14 protein-coding genes are annotated in these 25,082 nt (G+C 62.8%); 8 read left to right on the plus strand and 6 right to left on the minus strand.

Annotated elements, in window-relative coordinates:
• The first annotated feature begins 30 nt into the window (after nucleotides 1–30).
• The 6 genes from HMPREF3120_RS02115 (at nucleotide 31) to HMPREF3120_RS02140 (ending at nucleotide 12,937) form a co-directional block, all read left to right on the plus strand.
• The gene (locus tag HMPREF3120_RS02115; RefSeq protein ID WP_070450429.1) at nucleotides 31–9,078 is read left to right on the plus strand and encodes a type I polyketide synthase; all 9,048 of its coding nucleotides are present in this window, start codon (nucleotides 31–33) and stop codon (nucleotides 9,076–9,078) included.
• An 11-nt stretch (nucleotides 9,079–9,089) separates the two neighbouring features.
• Complete coding sequence (locus HMPREF3120_RS02120; protein ID WP_070450432.1) at nucleotides 9,090–9,308, plus strand: hypothetical protein; 219 nt, start codon at nucleotides 9,090–9,092, stop codon at nucleotides 9,306–9,308.
• A 14-nt stretch (nucleotides 9,309–9,322) separates the two neighbouring features.
• Entirely contained in the window at nucleotides 9,323–11,125 is a 1,803-nt protein-coding gene (locus HMPREF3120_RS02125; protein WP_070450435.1) for an acetyl/propionyl/methylcrotonyl-CoA carboxylase subunit alpha, read from the plus strand.
• A gap of 98 nt (nucleotides 11,126–11,223) precedes the next feature.
• A complete protein-coding gene (locus HMPREF3120_RS02130) occupies nucleotides 11,224–11,577 on the plus strand; it encodes a GntR family transcriptional regulator (RefSeq protein ID WP_070450439.1) in 354 nt (117 codons plus the stop codon).
• Nucleotides 11,574–12,257 (plus strand): ATP-binding cassette domain-containing protein, encoded by a 684-nt coding sequence (locus tag HMPREF3120_RS02135; protein WP_070450443.1) that lies wholly within the window; start codon nucleotides 11,574–11,576, stop codon nucleotides 12,255–12,257. The genes HMPREF3120_RS02130 and HMPREF3120_RS02135 overlap by 4 nt, the downstream gene beginning before the upstream one ends.
• Nucleotides 12,254–12,937, plus strand: coding sequence for a hypothetical protein (locus HMPREF3120_RS02140; RefSeq protein WP_070450445.1), 684 nt, complete (start codon nucleotides 12,254–12,256; stop codon nucleotides 12,935–12,937). The genes HMPREF3120_RS02135 and HMPREF3120_RS02140 overlap by 4 nt, the downstream gene beginning before the upstream one ends.
• Here HMPREF3120_RS02140 and HMPREF3120_RS02145 read toward each other — a convergent pair.
• The 3 genes from HMPREF3120_RS02145 to HMPREF3120_RS02155 all read right to left on the minus strand — a co-directional run bounded on the left by HMPREF3120_RS02145 (nucleotide 12,934) and on the right by HMPREF3120_RS02155 (nucleotide 15,213).
• Nucleotides 12,934–13,137 (minus strand): biotin synthase auxiliary protein BsaP, encoded by a 204-nt coding sequence (locus tag HMPREF3120_RS02145; protein WP_070422813.1) that lies wholly within the window; start codon nucleotides 13,135–13,137, stop codon nucleotides 12,934–12,936. The genes HMPREF3120_RS02140 and HMPREF3120_RS02145 overlap by 4 nt on opposite strands.
• Before the next feature lie 14 nt (nucleotides 13,138–13,151).
• A complete protein-coding gene (bioB, locus tag HMPREF3120_RS02150; protein WP_070450448.1) occupies nucleotides 13,152–14,216 on the minus strand; it encodes a biotin synthase BioB in 1,065 nt (354 codons plus the stop codon).
• Between the two features lie 82 nt (nucleotides 14,217–14,298).
• Nucleotides 14,299–15,213 carry an exodeoxyribonuclease III gene (locus HMPREF3120_RS02155; protein WP_070450451.1) on the minus strand — a complete coding sequence of 305 codons (915 nt, stop codon included), beginning with the start codon at nucleotides 15,211–15,213 and terminating at the stop codon, nucleotides 14,299–14,301.
• A gap of 112 nt (nucleotides 15,214–15,325) precedes the next feature.
• Between HMPREF3120_RS02155 and HMPREF3120_RS02160 the strand changes: the two genes are divergently transcribed.
• A complete protein-coding gene (locus HMPREF3120_RS02160) occupies nucleotides 15,326–17,509 on the plus strand; it encodes an NADP-dependent isocitrate dehydrogenase (protein WP_070450453.1) in 2,184 nt (727 codons plus the stop codon).
• 75 nt (nucleotides 17,510–17,584) lie between these two features.
• Here HMPREF3120_RS02160 and ccmA read toward each other — a convergent pair whose 3' ends face one another.
• Nucleotides 17,585–18,199, minus strand: coding sequence for a heme ABC exporter ATP-binding protein CcmA (gene ccmA / locus HMPREF3120_RS02165; RefSeq protein WP_070450456.1), 615 nt, complete (start codon nucleotides 18,197–18,199; stop codon nucleotides 17,585–17,587).
• Nucleotides 18,196–20,184, minus strand: coding sequence for a hypothetical protein (locus HMPREF3120_RS02170; protein ID WP_070450459.1), 1,989 nt, complete (start codon nucleotides 20,182–20,184; stop codon nucleotides 18,196–18,198). The genes ccmA and HMPREF3120_RS02170 overlap by 4 nt, the downstream gene beginning before the upstream one ends.
• Before the next feature lie 460 nt (nucleotides 20,185–20,644).
• Between HMPREF3120_RS02170 and HMPREF3120_RS02175 the strand changes: the two genes are divergently transcribed.
• Nucleotides 20,645–22,123: an RNA-binding domain-containing protein gene (locus HMPREF3120_RS02175; RefSeq protein WP_070450463.1), complete on the plus strand. Its 1,479-nt coding sequence runs from the start codon at nucleotides 20,645–20,647 to the stop codon at nucleotides 22,121–22,123.
• A gap of 122 nt (nucleotides 22,124–22,245) precedes the next feature.
• Here HMPREF3120_RS02175 and ppc read toward each other — a convergent pair whose 3' ends face one another.
• The gene (gene ppc / locus HMPREF3120_RS02180) at nucleotides 22,246–24,894 is read right to left on the minus strand and encodes a phosphoenolpyruvate carboxylase (protein ID WP_070450466.1); all 2,649 of its coding nucleotides are present in this window, start codon (nucleotides 24,892–24,894) and stop codon (nucleotides 22,246–22,248) included.
• Nucleotides 24,895–25,082: the final 188 nt, after the last annotated feature.

A 25,082-nucleotide genomic window follows, 5' to 3' on the forward strand; every position in this document is an offset into this window, starting at 1 on the left:
AGGACCACTAAGGACCATAAGGACACTGTTATGAATTCCACCTCTTTTTCTTCCCTGAAGCGTCCCGCAATCCTGTTCCCGGGGCAGGGTTCTTCCTGGCAGCAGGCACTCGCTGATGCTGCCGCGACTCCTGTGGCGCGCAGCCGCATGGAGCAGCTTCTTCACGACGCCCAGTCCCTCACCGCCGCCGTCGCCCGCCCGTTGGCCTCTGTGGTGCCGGGCGTTGTGCAGCGTATCCGCGACGCGATGGATGCAGATGCTGCGCACGAGGCCATCGACGCCCTGCCCGCAGTCAGCGCGCCGGCGATTCTGCTCGCACAGATTGTTGCCGCTGAAGACCTCGAGCAGCTCGGCCTGGACACCACTGACGCCCTGTTCGCTGGTCACTCCCAAGGCATCCTGGGCGCTGCCGCACTGGATCGCGCTAACGGCCCGCAGGCTGCGGAGAAGGCGCTTGCGTTCGCGTTCATCATGGGTGCCGCCGCGACCAACGTGTACGGTGCCGCCGACTCGCGCAGCCGGATGCTTTCGGTTCGAGGTCTGACGCCTGAGCAGGTCGGTGAGTTTGTCGTCGATACGCAAGCTGCTCCGATCAGCGTGATCAATGGGCACCGCCACGTGGTGCTGTCCGGCAGCCCGGAGGCGCTCGCGCAGGCACGCAAGGACATCGAAGCGGCTGCGAGCAGCTACAACGCCAAGTTGGAAGTGGAGTACGGCGGCTCCGAGATCACGCCGGTGTTCGACTCGCTTGATGTTGCGTACCCCTTCCACGTGGAGACCAACGCCCCTGGTGTGGATCTGGCGCAGCAGTGGGCGGACGCGTGCGGGATCACGTTTGAAACCACCACCCCGCGTGAACTGGCGCAGTCGATTTTGGTGGACCGATTCGACTTCACCGAAGTCGTGCGCGACCTGATTGCTCAGGGAGCGAGCCACATTTTCACGTTTGATTCGGCGACGGCAACCATTGTGACCAACTTGGCCAACGGTTCCGGCGTCGCAGTGCTGGATGCGTCCACCGCCGCGAAACGCGACGACCTCGCACGCCCAGGCGCTGAGCTGCCGCAGGGCGTGGACTACTCGGACTATACGCCGCGAGTGATTAAGCTGCCGGACGGCAAGGCGTACACGCAGACGAAGTTCTCGTCGCTGACTGGCCTGTCCCCGATCATCCTGGGTGGCATGACGCCGACGTCTGCGGACGGCGAGATCGTCGCCGCTGCTGCCAACGCTGGCTACTGGGCAGAACTTGCCGGTGGCGGCATGTACTCCGAGGAGGAGTTTGGCAAGCACACCGCCAACCTCAAGGCGTTTTTGCAGCCTGGTCGCACCGCACAGTTCAACACCATGTTCTTCGACCGCTTCCTGTGGAACCTGCAGTTCGGCCAAACGCGGATGGTGCCAAAGGCCCGCGCGGCCGGTGCCCCGTTTAACGGCGTGTGCATCTCCGCAGGCATCCCGGAAGTTGAAGAAGCTACGGAACTGTTCGCGCAGCTGCACCAGGATGGCTTCCCCTACATTGCGCTCAAGCCTGGTACGACGCAGCAGATCCGCAACGCGCTTGCCATCGCGGCGGCGAACCCGGACGACCAGGTCATCTTGATGGTGGAAGACGGCCACGCTGGCGGCCACCACTCCTGGGTTGACCTGGAGGACATGCTGCTGGAGACCTACCCGGAGATCCGTGCGCACGACAACGCGGTGCTCACCGTCGGCGGTGGCGTGTACTCGCCGGAGCGTGCCGCGGAACTGATCACGGGCCGTTGGTCCGAGAAGTTCGGGCTGCCTGCGATGCCGGTGGATGGTGTGTTCGTCGGCACCGTGGCTATGGCCACGAAGGAGGCGAAGGCCACGGATTCGGTCAAGCAGCTGCTCGTGGATACGCCGGGCCTGCCCCCGGAGAACAACGGTGGTTGGGTCGGCCGCGGTCGTGGCGTGGCCGGTGTGGCGTCGTCGCAATCGCACCTGCTGGCAGACCTGCACGACCTGGACAACTCCTTTGCCAAGGCGGCGCGATTCATCGCGTCGTTGGATATTGAGGAGTACCCAGCGCACCGCGAAGAGATCATCGAGGCGCTGTCGAAGACGGCGAAGCCTTACTTCGGCGACGTGGAGACGATGACGTACGCCGAGTGGGTCGAGCGCTTCGTCGAGCTCGCTGATCCGTTCATCGACCAGACCTGGAACGCGCGCTTCGTTGCATTGCTCCAGCGCATCGAGGCACGCCTGAACGAAGCCGACCACGGTGAGATCCCGACCCTCTTCCCCGACGATGTCGAGATCTCCCCGCGCGATGGTCTTCAGACCTTGCTGCAGCACTACCCGCAGGCACGCGAGGTTGTGGTTTCCCCGCGCGATGCGGCGTGGTGGATCGGCCTGCACTACGCCTACCCGAAGCCGATGCCGTGGGTGCCGGCACTTGATGCGGATCTGAAGTCCTGGTTTGGCAAGGACACCTTGTGGCAGGCACAGGATGAGCGCTACACCGCTGACCAGGTGCGCATCATCCCGGGCCCGGTTGCGGTTGCTGGCATTACGCGCAAGAACGAGCCGGTTGCGCAGTTGCTGGCACGTTTTGAGGATGCTGCGACGCAGATGCTTCTCGACGACGGCGTTACCGCCGAATCCCGCTTCGCTCGACGCAGCGACGCCGCCGACGAGGCCGCGTACCTGCGCTCCTGCCCAACCTTGGTGTGGCACGGCCACCTGATGGCCAACCCGGCATACGCGCTGGACGAGGACGCCTTCGACGTGGAGGCAACCACCAACGCGGCCGGTGAGTGTGAGTGGACGATCCGGATCCACGCTGATTCCGCATGGGATCACCTGCCGGAAGATAAGCGCCCGTTCTACGTGCGTGAGGTGAACATCCCGGTCGAAATCCCTGCCGGCGCAGGCACGGGTGCCTCCCCGGTTGTGGACGGCGATCGTCTTTCCGACAGCGTCTTCGAGCTGCTGTCTGGCCTGGCGGGTGTCGGTTCGGTCAGCGAGGCCGGCGACACGATCACGGAGATTCCGCAGATCGAGGAACCGACCGAGGACGCACCGTTTGGTGTGGCGCGCTCGTCGTTTACGCTGCCTGCTTCCCTGCTGGCGTCGCACTCCGCAGTTACCGGCGGCGCTGTGGCCGACAACGCTGTCGTTGGTACGCCGGACGTGTTGGTTGGCCCCTGCTGGCCGGCGATCTACGCCGCGCTGGGCTCCGGCAGGCTGGCTGATGGCACGCCGGTCATCGAGGGTCTGCTCAACGCGGTCCACCTGGATCACGTCATTGACCTGCGTGTCCCGCTGTCCGAGCTTGCGGATGGCAGGCGCATCGACGTGACCTCCAAGTGCACTTCTATTGCCGAGTCCACCTCTGGCCGCATTGTCACCGTCGAGTTGGAGCTGCGCTCTGGCGACGAGGTTGTGGCAACCCAGATGCAGCGCTTTGCCATCCGTGGTCGCGCCACCGGCACCGCGACGCCAGTCCCGGCGCCGGCGTACGGCGGCGGCGCGGCAAGCGATCAGGTGGAGCCGACCCCACGTTCGTTCGTGGACCGCACCGTGGTTCGCGCACCGTCGGACATGACCCCGTTTGCGCTGGTCTCCGGTGACTACAACCCGATTCACACCTCCGCCAACGCTGCCGCCCTGGTCAACCTGGATGCACCGCTGGTGCACGGCATGTGGCTGTCCGCCACCGCGCAGCACCTCGCTGCCGGCCACAGCCAGGTCATCGGCTGGACCTACTCCATGTACGGCATGGTGCAGCTTGATGACGAGGTAGAGATCACCGTCGAGCGCGTCGGCCGCGTCGGCATCCAGCAGGCCCTTGAGGTGACCTGCCGCATCGCGGGTGACGTTGTCTCCCGTGGTCAGGCGCTTCTGGCCCAGCCACGCACCGCCTACGTCTACCCCGGCCAAGGCATCCAGACCCAGGGCATGGGCAACGGCGACCGAGCAGCTTCCGCTGCCGCGCGCGAAGTGTGGCGCCGCGCAGACCGCCACACGCGCGAGACCCACGGGTTTTCCATCCAGCGCATTGTGGAAGACAACCCGTCGCGGTTGGTGATCCGCGGTGTGGAGTTCAAGCACCCGGACGGCGTGCTACACCTGACCCAGTTCACCCAGGTGGCCATGGCGGTTGTCGCCTACGCCCAGACCCAGCGCCTGAACGAGGCCAACACGTTGGCCTCCGGCGCGTACTTTGCGGGCCACTCGCTTGGTGAATACACCGCGCTTGCCGCGCTGGGCAACATCTTTGATCTGGAAGCGGTCATCGACATCGTGTACTCGCGCGGCTCCGCCATGGGCTCCCTAGTGCCGCGCGATGCGGAGGGTAACTCCGACTACGGCATGGGTGCGCTGCGCCCGAACATGATCGGTGTCGGCCCAGAAGAGGTCGAGGCCTACGTCGCTGGTGTTGCGCAGGATTCCGGCGAATTCTTGGAGATTGTCAACTACAACATCAAGGGCCAGCAGTACTCCGTAGCGGGCACGAAGCGCGGCCTTGCTGCTCTGGAGCGCAAGGCCAACTCGGTCACGCCGCGCGCCTACGTCACGGTTCCGGGCGTGGACGTTCCGTTCCACTCGCGCGTGCTGCGCGAGGGTGTGGCGGACTTCGCCGAGAAGCTCGACGAGCACATGCCGGCGATCATCGACGTGGACATGCTGGTGGATCGCTACATCCCGAACCTGGTGGCTAAGCCGTTCGCGCTGACGCAGCAGTTCATCGACGCCGTCACCGACGAGGTCCCCTCCGAGCGCCTCAAGGGCATGACGCCGGAGAATACCGAACGCAACACGCTCGCACGCACGTTGCTTATCGAGTTGCTGGCGTGGCAGTTCGCCTCGCCTGTGCGCTGGATTGAAACGCAGGACTACCTGCTTGGTCGCGTCGACCAGGTCATCGAGGTCGGCCTTGCGTCCTCGCCGACGCTGACCAACCTGGCTAAGCGCGAGATGGATGTCATTGGCATCCACGTGCCGGTCTTCAACGTTGAGGCAAGCCAGGACATCGTCATGCTCAACGACGTGGTTGCTGCGCCGGAGCCCGTGCTTGTCGACGACGCCCCGGCCGACACAGAAGCCGACTCGACCCCAGCGACCGAATCCGCCCCACAACCGGCAGCCGAGGCAGCACCCGCCGCACCAGCAGAGTCAGCACCGGCAGAGCCAGCACCGGCTGCGCCGGCTGCACCGGCATCCGGCGCGCCCGTGTCCGACCTTCCCTTCACCGCAGCTGATGCAATCACCGTCCTGTTCGCGCTGCAGAACAAGATCCGTCCCGAGCAGATCAACGATTCGGACACGATTGAGGAGCTCACCGGCGGGGTGTCGTCGCGACGCAACCAGCTGCTCATGGACATGTCCGCCGAGCTCGGCGTGCCCGCCATCGACGGCGCTGCTGAAGCCGACGTGGCCACGCTGAACACGCGCGTGAACACCGCTGCACCGGGCTACACCCCGTTCGGCGCTGTCTTGAGCGAGGCCGTGGGCACCCGTCTGCGCCAACTCTTCGGCGGCGCAGGCCTGAAGCCTGCGTTTGTCGGCGAGCACCTCGCGGCCGCGTGGGGCCTGCCCGCAACCTGGACCGCGCACGTCGAAGCCGAGATCCTGCTGGGCAGCCGCACCGAGGAATCGGTCCGCGGCGGTTCGCTGAACAGCCTGCCGTCGGCCACGACCAAAGCGGAGATCACCGCGCTGATCGACCAGGCGGTACAAAACGTCGCCGCACGCTACGGTGTTGCGGTCTCCCAGGCCACCAGCGGCGGTGCCTCTGGCGGCGGCGTGGTGGATTCGGCCGCGCTCGACGCCTATAAGGACGAAGTCACCGACACCCTGGTGGCCACCGCCCGCACGTTGCTGAACAAGCTCGGCATCGAAGACGAGGTCGCCGAAATTCCTGTGCCGGACACCACGATCGTGGAAACGATCGAGGCAGAACTCGGCTCCGGCTGGGTCAAGCAGGTCACCCCGGTCTTCGACGAGCGCAAGGCCGTGCTTTTCGACGACCGCTGGGCCCAAGCCCGCGAAGACCTCGCACGCGTCGCCCTCGGCGAGATCGGCCTCGCACCACAGCGCTTCGCTGGCACCGGTGCTACCGTGGCCAAGCAGGCCGAGTGGTACGCCAAGCGCGTGGAAGGTGATCGTCGCAACGTACTCGGCGAGATCGCAGCAGCCGCCACCGCCGACGCGAACGAGCCGTACGCAAACGACGTCGCCTTGGTCACCGGTGCCGCGCCGGGGTCCATCGCCACCGCTGTGGTGGAACGCCTGCTCGCAGGTGGTGCGACGGTGATCATGACAGCATCCAACGTCAGCCAGGCGCGTAAGGAATTCGCCCGCACGCTTTTCGCTGAGCACGCTTCTGTGGGCGCGCGCCTGTGGCTGGTGCCGACGAACCTGTCGTCCTACCGCGACATCGATGCGCTCATCGACTGGATCGGATCCGAGCAGAAGGAAACCGTTGGCAAGGACGTCAAGATCATCAAACCGGCGCTCACTCCGACGCTTGCCTTCCCGTTCGCCGCACCGCCTGTGTCCGGCTCGCTTGCAGAGGTCGGCGGCAACGCCGAAACGCAGGCCCGTCTGCTGCTGTGGTCTGTGGAGCGCACCATCGCTGGTCTGTCCGACCTGGCGCAGCGCGGCGATAACTTCCCCGCCGAGCGCGCTCACATCGTTCTTCCGGGTTCGCCGAACCGCGGCACGTTCGGTGGCGACGGCGCCTACGGCGAAGTCAAGGCCGCCTTCGACGCGATCGTAAACAAGTGGTCCGCGGAAACCGGCTGGCCAGAAGGTGTGACCCTGGCGCAGGCCCGCATCGGTTGGGTTGCCGGCACGCACCTGATGGGCGGAAACGACGGCCTCGTCCCGGCAGCACAGGACGCAGGTATCCACGTGTGGAGCCCCGAGGAGATCTCCACGCAGCTGCTTGGCCTGGTCACCGAGGAATCCCGCGAGCAGGCGAAACAGTCCCCGCTGGATCTCGACCTGACTGGCGGGCTCGAGGACGCAGGCGTGTCCATCGCCGATCTGGCGCGTAATGCACGTGTTGATGTGGCGGGCACGGAGTCGTCGACAAGCAATGGCGCCACAGTGCGCGCACTGCCGAATGTCACCACCCCGCGCCAACCCGCACCTGCGGCTGTGGGCGATGTGACCTGCGCGCTTGATGACATGGTGGTTGTCGTCGGCATCGGCGAAGTATCCAGCTGGGGCTCCGGCCGCACCCGCTGCGAGGCCGAATACGGCATCACCCGCACCGGCGAGGTCGACCTCACCGCAGCCGGTGTGCTCGAGCTGGCGTGGATGATGGGCCTGATCACCTGGTCCGAGGACCCGAACCCGGCCTGGTACGACGAAGACGGCGCAGAGGTCGCCGAGGAGGACATCTACGAGCGCTTCCGCGACGACGTCATCGCACGCAGCGGTATCCGCACCCTGACGGACAAGTACTTCCTCACCGACCAAGGCTCTATCGACCTCGAGCAGGTCTACCTCGACCGCGACATCACGTTCACCGTGGCCACGGAAGAGGAAGCCCTCGCATACGTGGAGGCCGACGGTGAGAAGACCACCATCCGCCAGATCGACGGCGAATGGAGCGTGACCCGCCACGCCGGTGCCCTGGCACACGTGCCGAAGAAGGCCACCCTGACGCGCACCGTCGCTGGCCAGATGCCGGACGGCTTCGACCCGACCAAGTGGGGCATCCCCGCCCAGATGGCCGACGGCATGGACCGCATGGCCGCCTGGAACCTGGTCACCGCCGTCGACGCGTTTATCAACGCCGGCTTCACCCCGGCGGAGCTCATGCAGAAGGTCCACCCGTCCTTCATCGCCACCACCCAAGGCACCGGTATCGGCGGCATGGAATCGCTGCACAAGGTGTTCGTCTCCCGCTTCATCGGCGAGGAACGCCAGACCGACATCCTGCAGGAAGCACTGCCTAACGTGGTGGCTGCCCACACCATGCAAGCACTGGTCGGCGGCTACGGCTCCATGATCCACCCGGTCGGTGCCTGCGCCACCGCCGCTGTCAGCATCGAAGAAGCCGTGGACAAGATCACGCTGGGCAAGGCCGACTTCGTAGTCGCCGGCGGTATCGACGACGTCCAAGTCGAATCCCTCCAGGGCTTCGGCGACATGAACGCCACCGCCGAAACCGCCAAGATGACGGCACAAGGGATCGACGGCCGCTTTATCTCGCGCGCCAACGACCGCCGACGCGGTGGCTTCCTCGAAGCCGAAGGCGGCGGCACGGTCCTGCTCGCCCGCGGCACCCTCGCTGCCGAACTCGGCCTGCCGGTGCTGGCAGTGGTCGCGTACGCCTCCAGCTTCGGCGACGGCGCACACACCTCCATCCCGGCACCAGGCCTCGGCGTGCTCGCTGCAGCCTGCGGCGGAACCGACTCGCGCCTGGCTCGCTCCTTGTCCTCGCTGGGGCTCACACCTGACGACGTCACCGTCCTGTCCAAGCACGACACCTCCACCAACGCCAACGACCCGAACGAGTCCGAACTGCACTCGGTGCTGTGGCCGGCCGTTGGCCGCGACCCGGACGCGCCGATGTACGTCATCTCGCAAAAGACCCTCACCGGCCACTCCAAGGCAGGTGCGGCACTGCTGCAGACCGGCGGACTTCTCGATGTCCTGGCAACCGGCGACCTCCCGCCGAATGCCTCGCTGGACTGCGTCGACCCGCTCATCGAGCCGAAGGCAACCAACCTGGTGTGGCTGCGCTCCCCGCTCGCCCTCGGTGCCGGCAACGTGAAGGCCGCGGCGCTGACCTCGCTCGGTTTCGGCCACGTCGGCGCGCTCGTCGTGCTGGGCCACCCGGGTGTGTTCGAAGCCGCACTGACACGCGACGGCCGCGACGCCGTCGCCTGGCGTGAGCGCGCAACCGAACGCCTCGCCCAGGGCGCAAGCCGACTCGAAGCCGGAATGATCGGCCGCGCCGACCTCTTCACCCAGGTGGAGAACCGCCGCTTCGCCGGTATCGACGACCACGCCGACGAGATCGCACTCCTGCTCAACCCTGATGCCCGTCTCAACGCCGACGGCACGTACCCGACCGCGACCCCGACCGTTTAAGGAGAGACACCATGACACCACTGTTTCGTACCGACGACACGTCGCTGTCCCACGACGAACTGGCAGCACTGACCACCGTCCTCGCCGAGGCCCAAACTTGGCAGGCCGTCAATGCCACTGATGCTGCGGCTGCCGGCACCGGCGCTGGCTACGAAGACAACATGTTCGGCGATGCGTTCGGCCAGCCGTTTGGCGGCCAGCCAACCATCGGCAACGTCACCTACTTCTAGAAAGGACCGCACATATGCATGACTTTCCGTTCCGCAAGGTCCTCGTCGCCAACCGCGGCGAGATCGCGGTCCGTATCATCCGCGCAGCCCGCGACGCAGGCCTTGCCTCCGTGGCGATCTACGCCGACCCCGACCAGGACGCGCCCTACACCGAAATGGCGAATGAGGCGATTGGGATCGGTGGCGAGACGTCGTCGCAAAGCTATCTGGATATCGACAAAGTGCTCAAGGCCTGCCGCGACAGCGGTGCGGACGCCGTCCACCCCGGCTACGGCTTCTTGGCGGAAAACGCCGAGTTCGCCCGGCGCGTCATCGACGAGGGGCTGACCTGGATCGGACCGCCGCCGCGGGCCATCGACGCACTTGGCGACAAGGTCACTGCCCGACGCATCGCTGAAGAGGTCGACGCCCCACTGGCGCCGGGCACAAAGGACCCGGTAGACAGCGCCGACGATGTGGTCGCATTCGCCGACAACCACGGCCTACCGGTGGCTATCAAGGCGGCGTACGGCGGTGGCGGCCGCGGCATGAAGGTCGCCCACACGCGCGGCGAGATCCGCGAACTGTTCGAGTCCGCCACCCGCGAAGCTAAAACAGCGTTCGGCCGTGGCGAGTGCTTCGTGGAGCGCTACCTCGACCGCGCCCGCCACATTGAAGCACAGGTGTTGGCGGATACGCACGGCAACGTCATCGTCGCTGGCACCCGCGACTGCTCCGTGCAGCGCAGGTTCCAAAAGCTCATCGAGGAAGCCCCCGCCCCGTATCTCACCGATGAGCAGCGCGAACGCATCCACTCCTCTGCAAAAGCGATTGCGAAGCGAGCAGGTTACGTGGGCGTTGGCACCGTGGAATATCTCGTCGGTGCTGACGGGCTGATCTCCTTCCTTGAGGTCAACACCCGCCTCCAGGTCGAGCACCCCGTCACCGAAGAAACCACCGGTGTGGACCTCGTCATCGAGCAGTTCCGCATCGCCGCCGGCGAGCCACTGCGTTTCGACGCCGACCTGGAACCCACCGGCCACGCCATCGAGTTCCGCATCACCGCCGAAGACGCCGGCACCAACTTCATGCCCATGCCCGGCACCGCCACCACCTACATCGAACCCGCAGGCCCCGGCGTGCGCGTCGACTCCGGCATCCGCGCAGGCTCCACCATCGGTGGCCAGTTCGACTCGATGCTGGCCAAACTCATCGTTCGCGGCGAAACACGCGATCAGGCGATCGCCCGCGCCAAGCGCGCCCTCGCCGAGTTCCGGGTCGAAGGCATGCCGACCATCATCCCCTTCCACCAGCGCATGCTTGACGACGACGCCTTCACCGGCGACGCCACCCAATTCTCCGTTTACACCCGCTGGATCGAAGAGGAATGGGACCCGGACGTCGCGCCCTACGAGTCCGACGGCGCTGGCGAAGACGGTGAGCAGGACGAAGCGCGCCGCCGCACCGTCTCCGTCGGGGTCAACGGCCGATCGATCGAGATCACGCTGCCGGAGCCGTTGCTTCTCGGCGCCTCTGCCCTGACCCGCCGCGACCGCAAGCGCCGCTCCCGTAGCGGCGGATCCGGCGGCAAGGGTTCCGGCAAGGGCGCTGCCAGCGCAGACACCCTGACTGCGCCGATGCAGGGCACCGTGGTCAAGTCCGAAGTTACCGAAGGTGCTCGAGTCGAAGCTGGTGACATCGTGGTCATTCTCGAGGCCATGAAGATGGAAAACCCGGTCAAGGCCCACAAGAGCGGTGTTGTGGAAAACCTCGCCGTGGAGGCCGGCAGCCATGTAGATAAGGGCGCGGCACTCCTCGACATCACCGACGCCGAGTAGCCGCTGGCCTGCGGTTTCGCGATCCAACCGGATCTCACCCGGCGCGTTGAAAAATTGAGGGTTGACGCGCCGGGCTTTCCAGTCCTATGGTTACCCACATGAGTGGTAAACCCATATACCTACAGATAGCAGATGAGTTACGTGACCTCATCGGGGCAGGCACCCTCGCCCCCGGCGACCGTGTGCCGTCTACCAACGAGCTCTCCACCTACCACTCTGTCAACCCCACCACCTCCGCCAAAGCGCTCACCGAACTGTTCAACGAGGGTCTGCTGGAGAAACGCCGCGGGCTCGGCATGTTCGTCCTGGAGAGTGCGCGTGAGCAGGTGTTACGTACTCGTCGCGAAGCATTCGCCCGCGATTTTGTCCAACCGTTTGTCCATGAGGCCAACCAACTCGGCATCACCACCGAGGAGCTGACGGCAATGATCGAAAAGGAGCGCGCCCAATGAATCCCGGCTTCTACGCGCTGGTCGGCCCGAACGCCGCCGGTAAAACTCACTACCTCCACACGCTCATGAGCCCGCAGGCCGCGTTCGTTCCGGCTGGTGCGGATGCCAAGTTTGCAGGCACGACCGTGGACGATCACCTGCGCGCAGTCGCAGCGATCTACCCGCACGTAGACCTAGACTTTCCCAACGCCCGCATCAGGGATCTCTCCGTTGGGCAGCGCCGCCTACTCACCATTGAGGTGGCCCTAGCCATCGGCAAGGATCTGCTGCTTCTCGACGAGCCGTTTGATGGCATCGACACCACCACCCGCAAACAGGTCCGCCAGAGACTGATCGACTACATCGCGGAGAACCCGCAGCGCAGCGTAGTGATGGCATCGCATCGCCCGGAGGACTTCGTGGGTCTCGCCACCCATGTCATCCAAGTGTTTGATCGGGCGGTTTCGCGCCCAGTCCCACTCGACGACGCCCGCCTGTGCTTTCCAACGGTCACCGGCCCCACCGCCGAGATTAACGAACTAATCGCCCGCTTCCCCGTCGCCGAGACAGCGAGCCTCGGGCCCACGACACGCGCGACGTTCGCCGAACCTATCGGCGAGGCCGATGTCCACCTGCCCATCGAATACCCGGGCGATGCCGAACTCATTGATCTCCTCGCGACAGAAAGGCCCGAACGATGAAGCTCTTCCTCAGCCCTTTCAAACCAGCAATGTATTTGGGCTTCTTTCTTGTTCTCTGCATTGCCGTTCCCTTTGGACGATTGGAGTTTGGCGACGGCGGCCTGTGGACCATGGCGGGCGCTGCCACACTGTGGATTCTCTTCGCGATCGGAGGATCAAACTGGCCAGCAATGAATCAGCTGGGCGCGAGCTTCAACCGATGGATGAATTCGGCATCACTAACGGCTTTCGTGGCAGCGGTCATACTCACGCCACTTACCGCCGCGTCGGCGGTGTACCACCAAGCACATAGCCCGTACTACAAGCGGTACGACCCGTTCATTGTCACCAACGGAGAACCGATGCCCTGGATCGATTTCAGCGGCGAACCGTATTTGGTTGAAGGTGCTGCGCAGGACCTGACATCCATCGTGTCAACTGTGCTACTCCACTTCGTCATCTTCCTCACGATGGCGCTGACCGGTGTAGCAATCGGTCTTGCGCGGGGCACCGCCATGCAGTGGTTCATGCTCGGCAGCATGTTCGTGGGTGGTTTCACCGGGCTCCTAGTGGGTACCTACAAGGCGGATGTGAACCCTTCCGACCCCTACCTCTACGCCATCTTCGTGGCGGCGGCGGGGCCAGTAGTTTTAGCAGCCAGCGCAATTGTGTTCGCTAGAACCCGCCGTTTCGTGCGCTAGCGCTCCAACCACTCGGAGCGCAGCAGCCCATGGCGGGAGCATGCCGCTTCCCACGCCATCGGGCTGATTTTCACCACCATGCGCCGCTGGCATAGCGGACAGATTCGCGGCGCGTCGTAGGGCCTTGCCGGGTCGAGCGGCCAGGCGATCTCGCCGGACAGCACTGCGTCGGCGAGTTCCGTTGAATCCGGGATTTTCATCAGAGCCCGACTAACTACAGCGACTTAATGGTGTCGTACAGGACTCCGTGGCCGGAGTTCTGCTTCTCCCCCACCGGGGTGATGTTCAGGCTCAAGCCTGGCTTCGCCCCGCCGTCCAACACACGATCAACGGCGTCGCGGTCCTTCTCCATCGGACGGCCAAACGTGGTCAGGTAATTACCGCCGATAATTGCATTCGCGCCGCCCATGAGGCCGGCTTCGGTGCCGTCGTCGCCAAGCGCGAGCTCCGTACCACCGGCAAAACGGAGCTGGGTGGACGGCATGGCCAGGCGGAATGCGGCGACGGCACGCAGTGCCTCGCCCTGGGGCACCAGCGGGCGGTCGGCGAACGGGGTGCCTGGGCGCGGGTCGAGGAAGTTCATCGGCACTTCATGCGGCTGGATTTCGGCCAACTGGGTGGCGAATTCGGCGCGCTGCTCGATGGTCTCGCCAAGCCCGATGATGCCGCCGCAGCAGGTTTCCATGCCCTCTGCCAGCACATTCTCAAGGGTGTCCTTGCGCTCCTGCCAGGTGTGGGTGGTGACCACGTTGGGGAAGAACGACTCGGCGGTTTCAAAGTTGTGGTTGTAGCGCGACACGCCCATCTTGGCCAGTTGGCGGGCCTGGTCGCGGGTGAGGATGCCCAGCGATGCGGAGATGGAGATGTCCACCTCTTCTTGGATCGCAGTGACTGCTTCGGCGACCTGGTCAAGCAACTGCTGGGTCGGGCCCTTCACGGCGGCGACGATGCAGAACTCGGAGGCGCCCATCTTCTCGGACTGCTTGGCGGCCTCGACAAGTTCAGCGATGTCCAGGGTCACGGCACGCACGGGCGATTCGAACAGGCCGGACTGGGAGCAGAAGTGGCAGTCCTCAGGGCAGCCGCCGGTCTTCAGGGAGATGATGCCTTCCAGCGAGACATCCACACCGCAGTGCTTGATGCGCACCTGGTGGGCGAGGTCGAGCAGTTCAGGCAGGCGCTCGTCCTCAATGTTGAGGATCTGGACGAGTTCCTCCTTATTCAGACCTTCGCCGTTTTCCAGGGTTTTTTCGCGGGCGATGTCAAGAATATCGGTCATGTGGGGGCTCCGTTCGCGTCGTTCACGTGATGGTTGCGCAACAGTTTAGCGCCCAATTGAACGGCGTTCAGGAAGACCCGGGTTAGCGATACTCAACCACAAGCGGCGAGTGGTCCGACCAGCGCTCTTCCACCGTCGGCGCCTTTACCACCCACGTGCGCTGCGCGCGTTCCAACATGTTCGCGGTGGCAGCCTGGACGTCGATGCGCCAGCCCGCGTCGTTGTTAAACGCCTGGCCGCGGTACGTCCACCAGGTGTACGGCGCGTCCTCCGGGTGCAGCCTGCGCGCGACGTCGAACCACTTCGGAGCATCATTTGCTTGACGACGACCCCCCGACCGGTACTCCACCGCCCCAGCCCACTCGACCGCGGCCTTGTCCTCTATATCCTGAGCCTCCTCGTCCGGGAAGCTACCGAACACCGCGTCCATGAACGCGCGCTCGTGCGGCAAGAAACCGGACTTCTTCCGGTTCGTCTTCCAATTCTTCAGGTCCTCGCGACGGTGGCAGATGTTCCAATCCCCGCCGATGACCATGTCCGGGTATTCGCCCGCCCACTGTTCCAGCAGCGGCTCGAACTGATCCAGAAAGCGATACTTCTCGTCCTGCTTCGCCGTCTCGGCTGCCCCTGAGGGGAGGTAGAGGGAGGCGACACGGGTGTCGTCGTCAAGCGATGCTGCAATAAAGCGACCCGCATCCTCGAACTCAGGAATCCCGATCTCCACATCGCGCAGCGGCGTGCGCGACAGGATGCCCACACCCGCGCGACCCTTCGCACCAGGCGTTTCAGCCGGCGCGACCTCCAAGTGCCACCCGTTTTCCAGCGCCGGGGCAAGCGCAGCACGCGCCTGATCAGCAGTGGCGCGCACCTCCTGCATCAGCACCACATCGGCCGGATTCTCGTCCAACCAGGCCAACATGCCCGGATTGTTCTCGTTGCGGACCTTCGTGGCGGCACGGATGCCGTTGACGTTGACGGATGCAATGGTAAGGCTCATGGGCCAAGACCTTACCTATCCCGTACCTCTCCCGGCCCTATCGCCAGACAGGGCCGTGGCGGGACGGTACTCTGGTGGGTTGAAGTCAGGAACCTTACAACAAAGGAGCATTATGGCGAAGATCATTTGGACTCGTACCGACGAAGCACCGCTGCTTGCGACGTACTCCCTCAAGCCGATCGTGGAGGCATTCGCTTCCCGCGCAGGCATCGAGGTCGACACCGCAGACATCTCGCTGGCAGGCCGCATCCTCGCACAGTTCCCAGATCGCCTCGGCGACAAGAAGGTCGACGACGCACTCGCACAGCTCGGTGAGCTGGCAAAGACCCCGGAAGCCAACATCATCAAGCTTCCGAACATTTCCGCTTCCCTCGTCCAGCTGAAGAAGGCCATCGCCGAACTGCAGGCCGCAGGCTTCGACATCCCGGACTACGAGGATGCACAGGACAAGTACGACGCAGTCAAGGGCTCCGCCGTGAACCCGGTCCTGCGTGAGGGCAACTCCGACCGCCGCGCCCCGGAGGCCGTGAAGAACTACACCAAGAAGCACCCGCACTCCATGGGTACGTGGTCGAAGGACTCCAAGACCAACGTTGCCACCATGGGCGCTGGCGACTTCCGCCACAACGAGAAGTCCGTCATCATGCCGGCCGAGGACACCCTGACCATCAAGCTCGTCACCGCAGACGGCGAGCAGGTGCTCAAGGACGGCCTGAAGGTTGAACAGGGCGAGGTCATCGACGGCACCTTCATGTCCGCGAAGGCTCTGGATGAGTTCCTGCTCGAGTCCGTGAAGAAGGCCAAGGAAGAGGGTGTGCTCTTCTCCGCGCACCTCAAGGCCACCATGATGAAGGTCTCCGACCCGATCATCTTCGGCCACGTCGTGCGCGCATTCTTCAAGGATGTCTACGACAAGTACGGCGCCGAGCTTCTCGACGCCGGCCTCAACGGCGAAAACGGCCTCGGCGCAATCTACGAGGGCCTTGCTGATCTGCCGAACGGCGAAGAGATCCGCGCAGCCTTCGACCAGGCCCTGCAGGACGGCCCGGCACTGGCACAGGTGAACTCCGCAAAGGGCATCACCAACCTGCACGTGCCGTCCGACGTGATCATCGACGCCTCCATGCCGGCCATGATCCGCACCTCCGGCCACATGTGGAACGCCGACGACCAGGAGCAAGACACCCTGGCCGTCATCCCGGATTCCTCCTACGCCGGCGTGTACCAGACGGTTATCGACGACTGCCGCGAAAACGGCGCATACGACCCGACCACCATGGGCACCGTCCCGAACGTCGGCCTCATGGCAAAGAAGGCTGAGGAGTACGGCTCCCACGACAAGACCTTCAAGATCCCGGCCGACGGCAAGGTCCAGGTAGTCAACGCTGCTGGCGACGTGCTGATCGAGCACGACGTCGAAGCTGGCGACATCTGGCGCGCATGCCAGACCAAGGACGCCCCGATCCAAGACTGGGTCAAGCTGGCCGTCAACCGCGCACGCCTGTCCGGCATGAAGACCATCTTCTGGCTGGACGAGGAGCGCGCACACGACCGCAACCTCATCGAACTGGTGAAGAAGTACCTGAAGGATCACGACACCGAGGGCCTGGACATCTCCATTCAGTCCCCGGTCGAAGCAACCAAGACCTCCGTCGAGCGCATCCGCCGCGGCGAGGACACCATCTCCGTGACCGGCAACGTGCTGCGTGACTACAACACGGACCTGTTCCCGATCCTCGAGCTGGGCACCTCCGCGAAGATGCTCTCCGTCGTCCCGCTGATGGCCGGCGGCGGCCTGTTCGAGACCGGTGCCGGCGGCTCCGCCCCGAAGCACGTCCAGCAGGTTGAGGAAGAAAACCACCTGCGTTGGGACTCCCTCGGTGAGTACCTCGCACTGGCCGAGTCCTTCCGCCACGAGAAGAACACCAACGGCAACGAGAAGGCTGGCGTCCTCGCCGCCGCTCTGGACAAGGCAACCGAGAAGCTGCTGGATGAAGGCAAGTCCCCGTCCCGCAAGGTCAACGAAATCGACGACCGCGGCTCCCACTTCTGGCTCTCCCTGTACTGGGCAGAGGCACTGGCAGCCCAGACCGACGACGCCGAACTGGCTGAGGTCTTCGGCCCGATTGCGAAGGACCTGCGCGACAACGCCGAGACGATTGACTCTGAGCTGCTGAACGCCCAGGGCAACGCTGCCGACCTCGGCGGCTACTACTGGCCGGACGACGCCAAGACCTCCGCGGTCATGCGTCCGTCCGCAACCTTCAACAAGATCATCGACGCACTGGAGAAGTAAGCGCTCGGTTTGATCGGCCCCGGTCACTGTTTCCACACAGTGGCCGGGGCTTTTGCTGTTCGTCGCGTCAGGCCTTCAGAGCTCAACCACCCCATCTGAGTTATCCGCAATATACGAAGAATGGGTGGCTACGACGACAACTGCACCATCCTGCGCGAATTGACGCAGATGCTTAAGCACAAGTTGCGCATTTGCTTCATCGAGAGCCCCGGTTGGCTCATCAGCCAACACAATCTTTGGCTGCGCGAGAATGAGCCTTGCCAAAGCAATTCGCTGTTGTTCACCACCAGAAAGTTCGCTCACTGTTCGCGTTTCGGTACCTCCAAGCCCGACTGCAGCCAGCGCCGCTGCCACCCTTTCGCGGGAGATACGGGGAACAGCAATCTTAATGTTCTCCAGTACAGAGAGATCGGGTACCAATCCGTAGTCCTGAAACAGGTACCCGACGTTTGCTCGCCGAAATTTGCGACGTGCACCCGAATTCATGGATGCGATGTCGAGTCCCTTAAATTCGATAGTCCCCGAATCCGGTGTAGTCAGCCCACCCATCATATTGAGCAAGGTTGTTTTTCCACTGCCGGAGGGCCCCGTGAGTGCCGTGATACGACCTGCCCGAAACGTGGCTGTGAAAGTTTGCAAAACCATCCTCTCTCCAAATGCGCAGGCTACTTCGCTTACCTGAATTGTCATTGCGGTTCCAACCCTCCCCTTGCATCCCACTGCGAAGCAGCCTTGAGCATCAACGCCACGGAAACTACGAACCATACTGCGCCGAAACCTACGACTGCGACAATGGTGAATGGTGACCATTGATTTTCAAACCCGATACTCCAGGTTGACGGTACGCGACTCTCTGCTTGAACCCGATGATCGTGAACCTTATAGAGCAACCAGCCAATCGTCGCTAAGAAAAATGCAACCTCAATCGCTACCACTTCCTTTGCAACCCACCAGGGGCTTCGCCCGCAAACATAGGCAACGTGGATTTTGCGCCGATAGGTGACGCGAAAAGTAAGGACTGTGGCTCCGACCAAGACCGTCACAAGTAGGACTGTCGCAAAGCCATTCAGCCCCCACAGAGCCACATTCTGCTCGGCGGCACGAATGCTTGCCTGCCATGAGTCCTCGCGCGGCCTGAAGAAAGCAAGCGTATTCCCAGTAGCACCTTTCAATATTTGCGACGGCACATCCGGGGAGACAGTGAGAAGGACTTGCTGGGATACCTTCGACATCAAGTTGTGGTCCCCCAACGGAGCAAGGCCACGCGGGAGGATGACGAGAATCGGGTTATCAACTTGCGGACGGTAATTAACATCGTAAGTGAATACCGAACCCAAGCTGCAGCCGTCGCGCCACTCTATGCCGGGAACTGGCTCATTGGTATAGCTAGCCTCGAACTTGAGCGTATCCTCGATCGCGATGACCGACTGAAGAGACAACTCCCCCGGTGAGCAAACCGTCACAACAGCGCCATTCATCATCGACACTCCTGCCTGTCGCGCAAACTCTTGGTTCACCAATAAAACAGGTGCCTCCAATTCCACGGGCCATGTAATCCAATACGGGTCGACGAGGTAAATGTCTCCCGCCTCGTCGGCAGCCCGAAATGGCGCTGCGGCCTCTCTATCTGACCAATCTTCGAAGGCAGTGTTAACGTTCAACGCCAACTCCTGCTGCCCACGGTGCGCATCCCACTCTCCTTGCAAGCGATGACGCGCCTCAAGTTCCGCTGAAAACCCGACCAGGGTTGCAACCACACTGAGCGCAGCAACCAGGGTCACGCCGCGGACAACGGTCAGGGAGTAGAGAATTGGCCGCGCGTGGATCTTGCCCTTAATGGATTGAGGTATCGACGTCCTGCGAACCAGCAACTGGCCACCCAAGTAACCAATGAGCAAACATGTCGACAGAATGAAGCTGATCGTAAAATGAATGCTCCAAAACACCCCGCCTTGCGCCCACCCGTTATAGGCATAAAGTAAGCCCGCAACGAGCAGTGGGACCCCGAGGTAGGCAACCACCAGTGTGATCCTCTGTCGCTCAATTTCAATACGGGCCGTTTCTGCGATACTGAGCCCAAACAGTCGATGAACACCGACCTCCCGTGAGCGGGCAAGAACATGGCCCGCGCTGAGCACCAGACACAGGAGCACAGACAAGATCAACAGGATAGGAATAGTCGAAGATGCAAAGATTTCCGTGAAGTACCTGGTAAGAGGTACCGCGTCGAGCCCCTGTTCATCCAACCACCGCAGCAAATGTTGTTCGTCCGCCGCAGATCCTTTGACATGAAGAGGTTGCCTCGGGTCAGGGTATGGAAAGTCTTCCAGCGGATAAAATATGTCAACTTCTCCCCGCTCAAAGCGTGGCCGCTCCACCCGACCACCGTCAGGTGGAAGCGAGGATGAGTAGACCCGTTGCTCCCCACCCGAGACAGCGAGCGATGAGTAGTTAATCGCGACATCGAAGTCATTATTTCGCGCAAACTCGGCCAGGTCGGAATAGAAACTCACGCGCTCCGAAGCGGCGCGATCCGATTCCACCTGCACCCCGTATTCGCCAAGGTGGCCATCAACCACCGAATAAAGCTGCGCACCAAGGAAAGCCACGGTGGTCGCGAGAATAGCCGTGGCGAATATCCCCACGGCTAATAGGCCTGATTTTAGAAGAGACATGCTCTAGCAATGTTGGTAGAAGGATTCATTTCCAAGCCTCTCGCGCGAAGCAGTGGCGCGTGACCAACCGTTCTTGATTAAACAGCCACGATCCGACTGAAACTTCCTCACAGCTGCAGAGCCATGTCGATTCTGAACTTCCATGGTCCCTCCCATCTGTCGATATTCAACTGCGTGGGCTATCGCGGTATCGCAATTATCGTGGTCAGATCTATGTTACTACAAGTAGGAGCGCCCACTCTGTGATTTACCCCACAATATATCACCTTGCCAGACAAACTTAAGGTTTTCCCGGCGTGGCGTAGCGACGGCGTTCACCCATGGTTGCGATCGCAACCAAACCGTTTCTTGCTCCGCACCCAGAAAAGGTGCCAGAACAGCCCTAAAACCACCCTAAAAACTCTCCTACCTGGAGAAATATTTTCTTGCCTGTTTCTTGCTTCTGGGGGATACTTGAGGCATGTCACCGCTTAATTCCACGTCGGAGCCTCAACTCATCGCCAGGATCCAACGATTTCTCGACTTGCCTGCGGAACTCCCCTGGCTGGAGTTTAAGGAAAACAACGCTGCGACCGGCCCGGAGATCGCCAAGTATGTGTGCGCGTTAGGCAACTCAGCGCGCCTTCATGACGAACCAGCAGGCTACCTGATCTGGGGTGTAAGTGATGCTCATGAAATCGTAGGCACTTCGTTCCAATGGGAGACTACGAAAGGCCGGGGCAACGAAGACCTTTTCCCTTGGCTGCAGCGTGTAGTCTCTCCCACGCCGACAATCTCCTTCGAGTCGGTCACAATCGAAGGCAAAACCGTCGTACTCCTCCGGATTCCAGCTACACTCTCAGCCCCTTACGCCTATGACGGAACTCGCTACTTCCGACAGGGTAGCTACACCAAAAACTTGATGGACTTCCCAGATCGCGAACGCGAGTTGTGGAGAAAGCTCAACCAATTCGAGTTTGAAACCAGCAACGCCGCGGAAGGCCTCGAGCCCGAAGAGGTCACCGACCTACTTTCCCCCGACGCGTTCTTTACCAACCGACCAGAGCTACCACGCAATGTTGGCAGTGCCCTCATCGAGACAATGCGAGCAGCGGAAGCGATTACATATTCCCACGAATTGGGCTGGTGCATCCCGGCCTGGTCCGCTCTGATGTACGCACGCTCGCTCAAAGACTTCCCACACCTCGCCGGTTTAGCCCCACGGGTGATGCACTTCAGTGACACATCAAGGACACAACTGCAACGAGAGTGGGAGTTTGACGATGGATACGCCGCATCGTTTAGCCAGATCGTGACCTTGGTTAACACACTGAGCCCCGGCGGAGAGACTATCGATCCAAGCGGACGCCGAATTGAAACCCCGCTGCTGCCTACGGTGGCATTTCGCGAAGTATTTGCGAATGCGCTCATGCACCAGGACCTGGAACAGCGCGGTCAGTACTTGACTGTTGAGATTTTCAGTGACCGCGTTGAAGTGACCAATCCCGGTACGCCATTGGTCGACCCCCAACGTTTTATTGACTCGGCTTCTACAACTCGTAATGCGCACCTCGGCGAAGCGCTTCGCCTCGCGCACTTCGTCGAGCAACGTGGAAGCGGCTGGGACAAGATTGTTGCATCATTGGAGGCAGAGCACTTTCCACCAGCACTTACTCGTACAAACGGCACAACAACCGTCACATTGAGCGCCTACCGCCCCTTCAACCTGATGACTACGGACGAAAAGATTGAAGCCGTCTACCAGCATGCGTGCCTCGGATTTCTGGACAGCCGCGCCGTTACTAACGCATCGATACGGCATCGCTTCGGACTCAAAGATTCGCAGGCCTCCCAGGCGAGCCGTCTCATTAACGCCACGGTAGACAAAGGCCTTATCCGGCTCTACGACCCGGATGCTGGAGCACGCAACCGCCGCTATGTCCCTTTCTGGGCCGAATAGTTTTCTTGCTCCGTAACCGGAACAAGATTCCAAAACAGCCCCAAAACCACCCCAAAAACTCCCCTACCTGAAGAAACGTTTTCTTGCCTGTTTCTTGCTTCTGGTGCGGATTGTAGGGGGATCTACCCTGCGTTGCGCAGTGCGGTGGCCAGCCCGTTCATGGTGACCTGGATCGTCTTCGGGACGAGGAAGGCCTCGTCGCCGGCGCGGTAGCGGCGCAGCAGCTCAAGCTGGACCGCGTTGAGCGGCAGCAGGTAGGGGTAGCGACGTTTTAGGGATCGGGCCTGGCGCTGGTTCTCGGCAACAAGGTCCGTATGCCCGGTGATACGGAAGTAGACCTGCTTGGTGCGCTCGAATTCATCGGCGATAAGGGAGTAGATGCGCTCGGCTACCTCGCGGTCCTCCACTAGGTCGGCGTAGAGGCGGGCCAGCGACAGCTCGGCCTTCGCCATGACTTGGGCCATGTTGGACAGCACGGAGCGGAAGAACGGCCAGTCACGGTAGAGTTCGCGCAGGTCATCCCAGCGGTCTTCGTCTTCCCCAGCCCAGCGCTCGACTGCGGTGCCGACGCCGAACCAGCCAGGCACATTGGTGCGCGACTGCGCCCAGGACAGCACCCAGGGGATGGCGCGCAAGTCGGAAATCGCGGTGGTCTGTTTGCGGGACGCCGGGCGAGAGCCGAGGTTGAGCTCGCCGATCTCGTGCAGCGGGGTGGATTGGGTGAAGTAGTCAATGAACCCGGGGTCGCCGATCAGTTCGTTGTACTTTTCGCCGGAGTAGGCGGCAAGCGCACGCATGATGTCGTAGGCGCGGGTCGGGTCGTCGATAGGTTCGGTATCCAGGAAGGATGCCTCCAGGGTGCCGGCGACGAAGGCTTCGAGGTGGCGGCGGGCGGTCTCTGGCGATCCGTACTTGGCGGAGATGATCTCGCCCTGCTCGGTGATGCGGATGGAGCCGTCGACGGCTCCCTTGGGTTGAGCGAGAATCGCATCGTACGTGGGCCCGCCGCCGCGACCGACTGCCCCGCCGCGGCCGTGCGCGAGTCGGAGGCGGATGCCGTGCCGGTTGCAGAGTTCAACCAGGGCGAGTTCGGCGTCGTAAAGCGCCCAGTTCGCTTGCAGGTAGCCGCCGTCCTTGTTGGAGTCGGAGTAGCCGAGCATGACCTCCTGGATGTCACCGCGGGCGCGCAGATGTTCGCGGTAGAACGGCAGCGACCAGAGGTCTTCGAGGATGCTGGCGCCGTGTGCGAGGTCCTCGATGGTTTCAAACAGCGGGACGACGTTGACGTCGCTCAGGCCGACCTCTTTGAGCAGGACCATGGGCTCCAAAATGTCGGAGACGGCACCGGTCATGGCGATGATGCACTGCGCGATCGCCCCCTGGCCCAAGTCCCGAACGGCGCGGGCGGCGGCGGTGAGGATGCCCATTTCCTTGCGGGTGTCGTCGCTAAGCAGTGCTTCGGCGCGCAGCAGCGGACGCGGGGTGCGCAGCTCCTCGACGAGTACCTCCACGCGGTCCTCTTCAGCGAGCGCGGCGTAGTTATCGCACACGCCGGCAACCGCAAGCACTTCGGTCACGACTCTTTCAAAGGATTCGGAGTTTTGGCGCAGGTCAAGCGTGTACAGGTGGAAGCCGAAGGTGGTCACGGCGGAGCGCAGGCGGCCCAGCCGGTCATCGGCAATGATGGCGCCGCCGTGGGCACGAAGGGAGGCGTCGGTCACGTCCAAGTCTGCGAGCAGCTCGCCCGGTTCCGCATACGGCGAGCCCGTGGTCACCGAGCCAGCGAGCAACTCGCGCGTAGCGACGACACGGTGGCGGATGCCAAAAATGGCCCGGCGGTAGGGCTCATCGACGCGGGACTCGGCGGTGTTGTTGGCGGCATCCGCAAGCCGGGAAAGCTCCTCCGAGCAGGTGGAATAGCGGTCTGAAAGCGACAGCTCGCGCTCCAACTCACCCAGCTCATCGATGTAGTAGCTGAGCACAGTATCGGCGGCTTGGCGGGTGGCATACGTGAGCGTTTCGGCATTCACGTACGGGTTGCCGTCATGGTCGCCGCCGATCCAGGAACCCGGGCGCATCACGGGGGTGAGGGCGAGGTCGCGGCCAAAGGTGTCGCGAAGTTCGTAGCGGATTGCGCGGTTGATCGCCGGGATCTGCTCAAGCAGGGAGAGCTTGTAATAGCGCAGGCCGACGTCAATCTCGTCCTCAAGACGCGGGCGGGCGATGCGGATCAGCGCGGTCTGCCACATCAGGGTCATGCGCAGCTCCATCTCGCGTTCGATGGCTGCCGGGTCGGCACCAGCGTGGAGTTCACTCAGCAAGCGCTTGATGTGGGTCTGGGTGTCGAAGACGGTGCGGCGACGGGTCTCAGTCGGGTGCGCAGTGAGCACCGGAGAGACCTGCGCCCCGGCGATAAGGTCGGCGACCTTGTCTGCCTCCACGCCGCTGTCTTTCAGGTGCGCGAAGCTTGTGCGTAGCGAGACCGGTGCGGCGGCCTTCTCGTCGTCAAGATCCTCAACCAAGTTAGCCAGCAGCGCGAAGTGGCTAAATGCGCGTGCGACGAGGTTCACTTTGGGGATGTCCATATCGCGGAAGACTGCGAGCAGGTCTTCCGGGGTGGCGTCCCCGTGGGCGATGTCAAAGGCGGTGCGGCGGGTGGATTCGACCAGGTCGAAGATCTCCTGCCCTTCCTGCTCGGCAAGCACGCGGCCGAGTACCCGGCCTAGGAGTCGGATGTCTTCACGGACGTGATCGGCAGGCTGAGCAGACACGGAGGCTTCCTTCAACTACGGCGCGACTAAGACGTCACGGGCGCGACGTGCTTAGTAAACGTAGCCAAGTTCTACTCCCCTGTCTCGGCATCGGAGGTCGAACGATCGCGAGCTGGGATATTTGCACTATTTTTATTCAGCCCCTCAACTCGCAAAATAGACCGCTTGGTACACAACTACAGACCAAG

The organism is Corynebacterium sp. HMSC11D10, from assembly GCF_001806995.1.
Taxonomy (GTDB): Bacteria; Actinomycetota; Actinomycetes; order Mycobacteriales; family Mycobacteriaceae; genus Corynebacterium; species Corynebacterium coyleae.

Coding starts and splice junctions, on each gene's coding strand:
- ccmA (WP_070450456.1), bottom strand. CDS start 18,199: ATGACAATTCAGGTAAGCGAAGTAGCCTGCGCATTTGGAGAGAGGATG.
- HMPREF3120_RS02120 (WP_070450432.1), top strand. CDS start 9,090: ATGACACCACTGTTTCGTACCGACGACACGTCGCTGTCCCACGACGAA.
- HMPREF3120_RS02130 (WP_070450439.1), top strand. CDS start 11,224: ATGAGTGGTAAACCCATATACCTACAGATAGCAGATGAGTTACGTGAC.
- HMPREF3120_RS02145 (WP_070422813.1), bottom strand. CDS start 13,137: ATGAAAATCCCGGATTCAACGGAACTCGCCGACGCAGTGCTGTCCGGC.
- HMPREF3120_RS02155 (WP_070450451.1), bottom strand. CDS start 15,213: ATGAGCCTTACCATTGCATCCGTCAACGTCAACGGCATCCGTGCCGCC.
- HMPREF3120_RS02135 (WP_070450443.1), top strand. CDS start 11,574: ATGAATCCCGGCTTCTACGCGCTGGTCGGCCCGAACGCCGCCGGTAAA.
- bioB (WP_070450448.1), bottom strand. CDS start 14,216: ATGACCGATATTCTTGACATCGCCCGCGAAAAAACCCTGGAAAACGGC.
- HMPREF3120_RS02170 (WP_070450459.1), bottom strand. CDS start 20,184: ATGTCTCTTCTAAAATCAGGCCTATTAGCCGTGGGGATATTCGCCACG.
- HMPREF3120_RS02140 (WP_070450445.1), top strand. CDS start 12,254: ATGAAGCTCTTCCTCAGCCCTTTCAAACCAGCAATGTATTTGGGCTTC.
- HMPREF3120_RS02160 (WP_070450453.1), top strand. CDS start 15,326: ATGGCGAAGATCATTTGGACTCGTACCGACGAAGCACCGCTGCTTGCG.
- HMPREF3120_RS02125 (WP_070450435.1), top strand. CDS start 9,323: ATGCATGACTTTCCGTTCCGCAAGGTCCTCGTCGCCAACCGCGGCGAG.
- HMPREF3120_RS02115 (WP_070450429.1), top strand. CDS start 31: ATGAATTCCACCTCTTTTTCTTCCCTGAAGCGTCCCGCAATCCTGTTC.
- HMPREF3120_RS02175 (WP_070450463.1), top strand. CDS start 20,645: ATGTCACCGCTTAATTCCACGTCGGAGCCTCAACTCATCGCCAGGATC.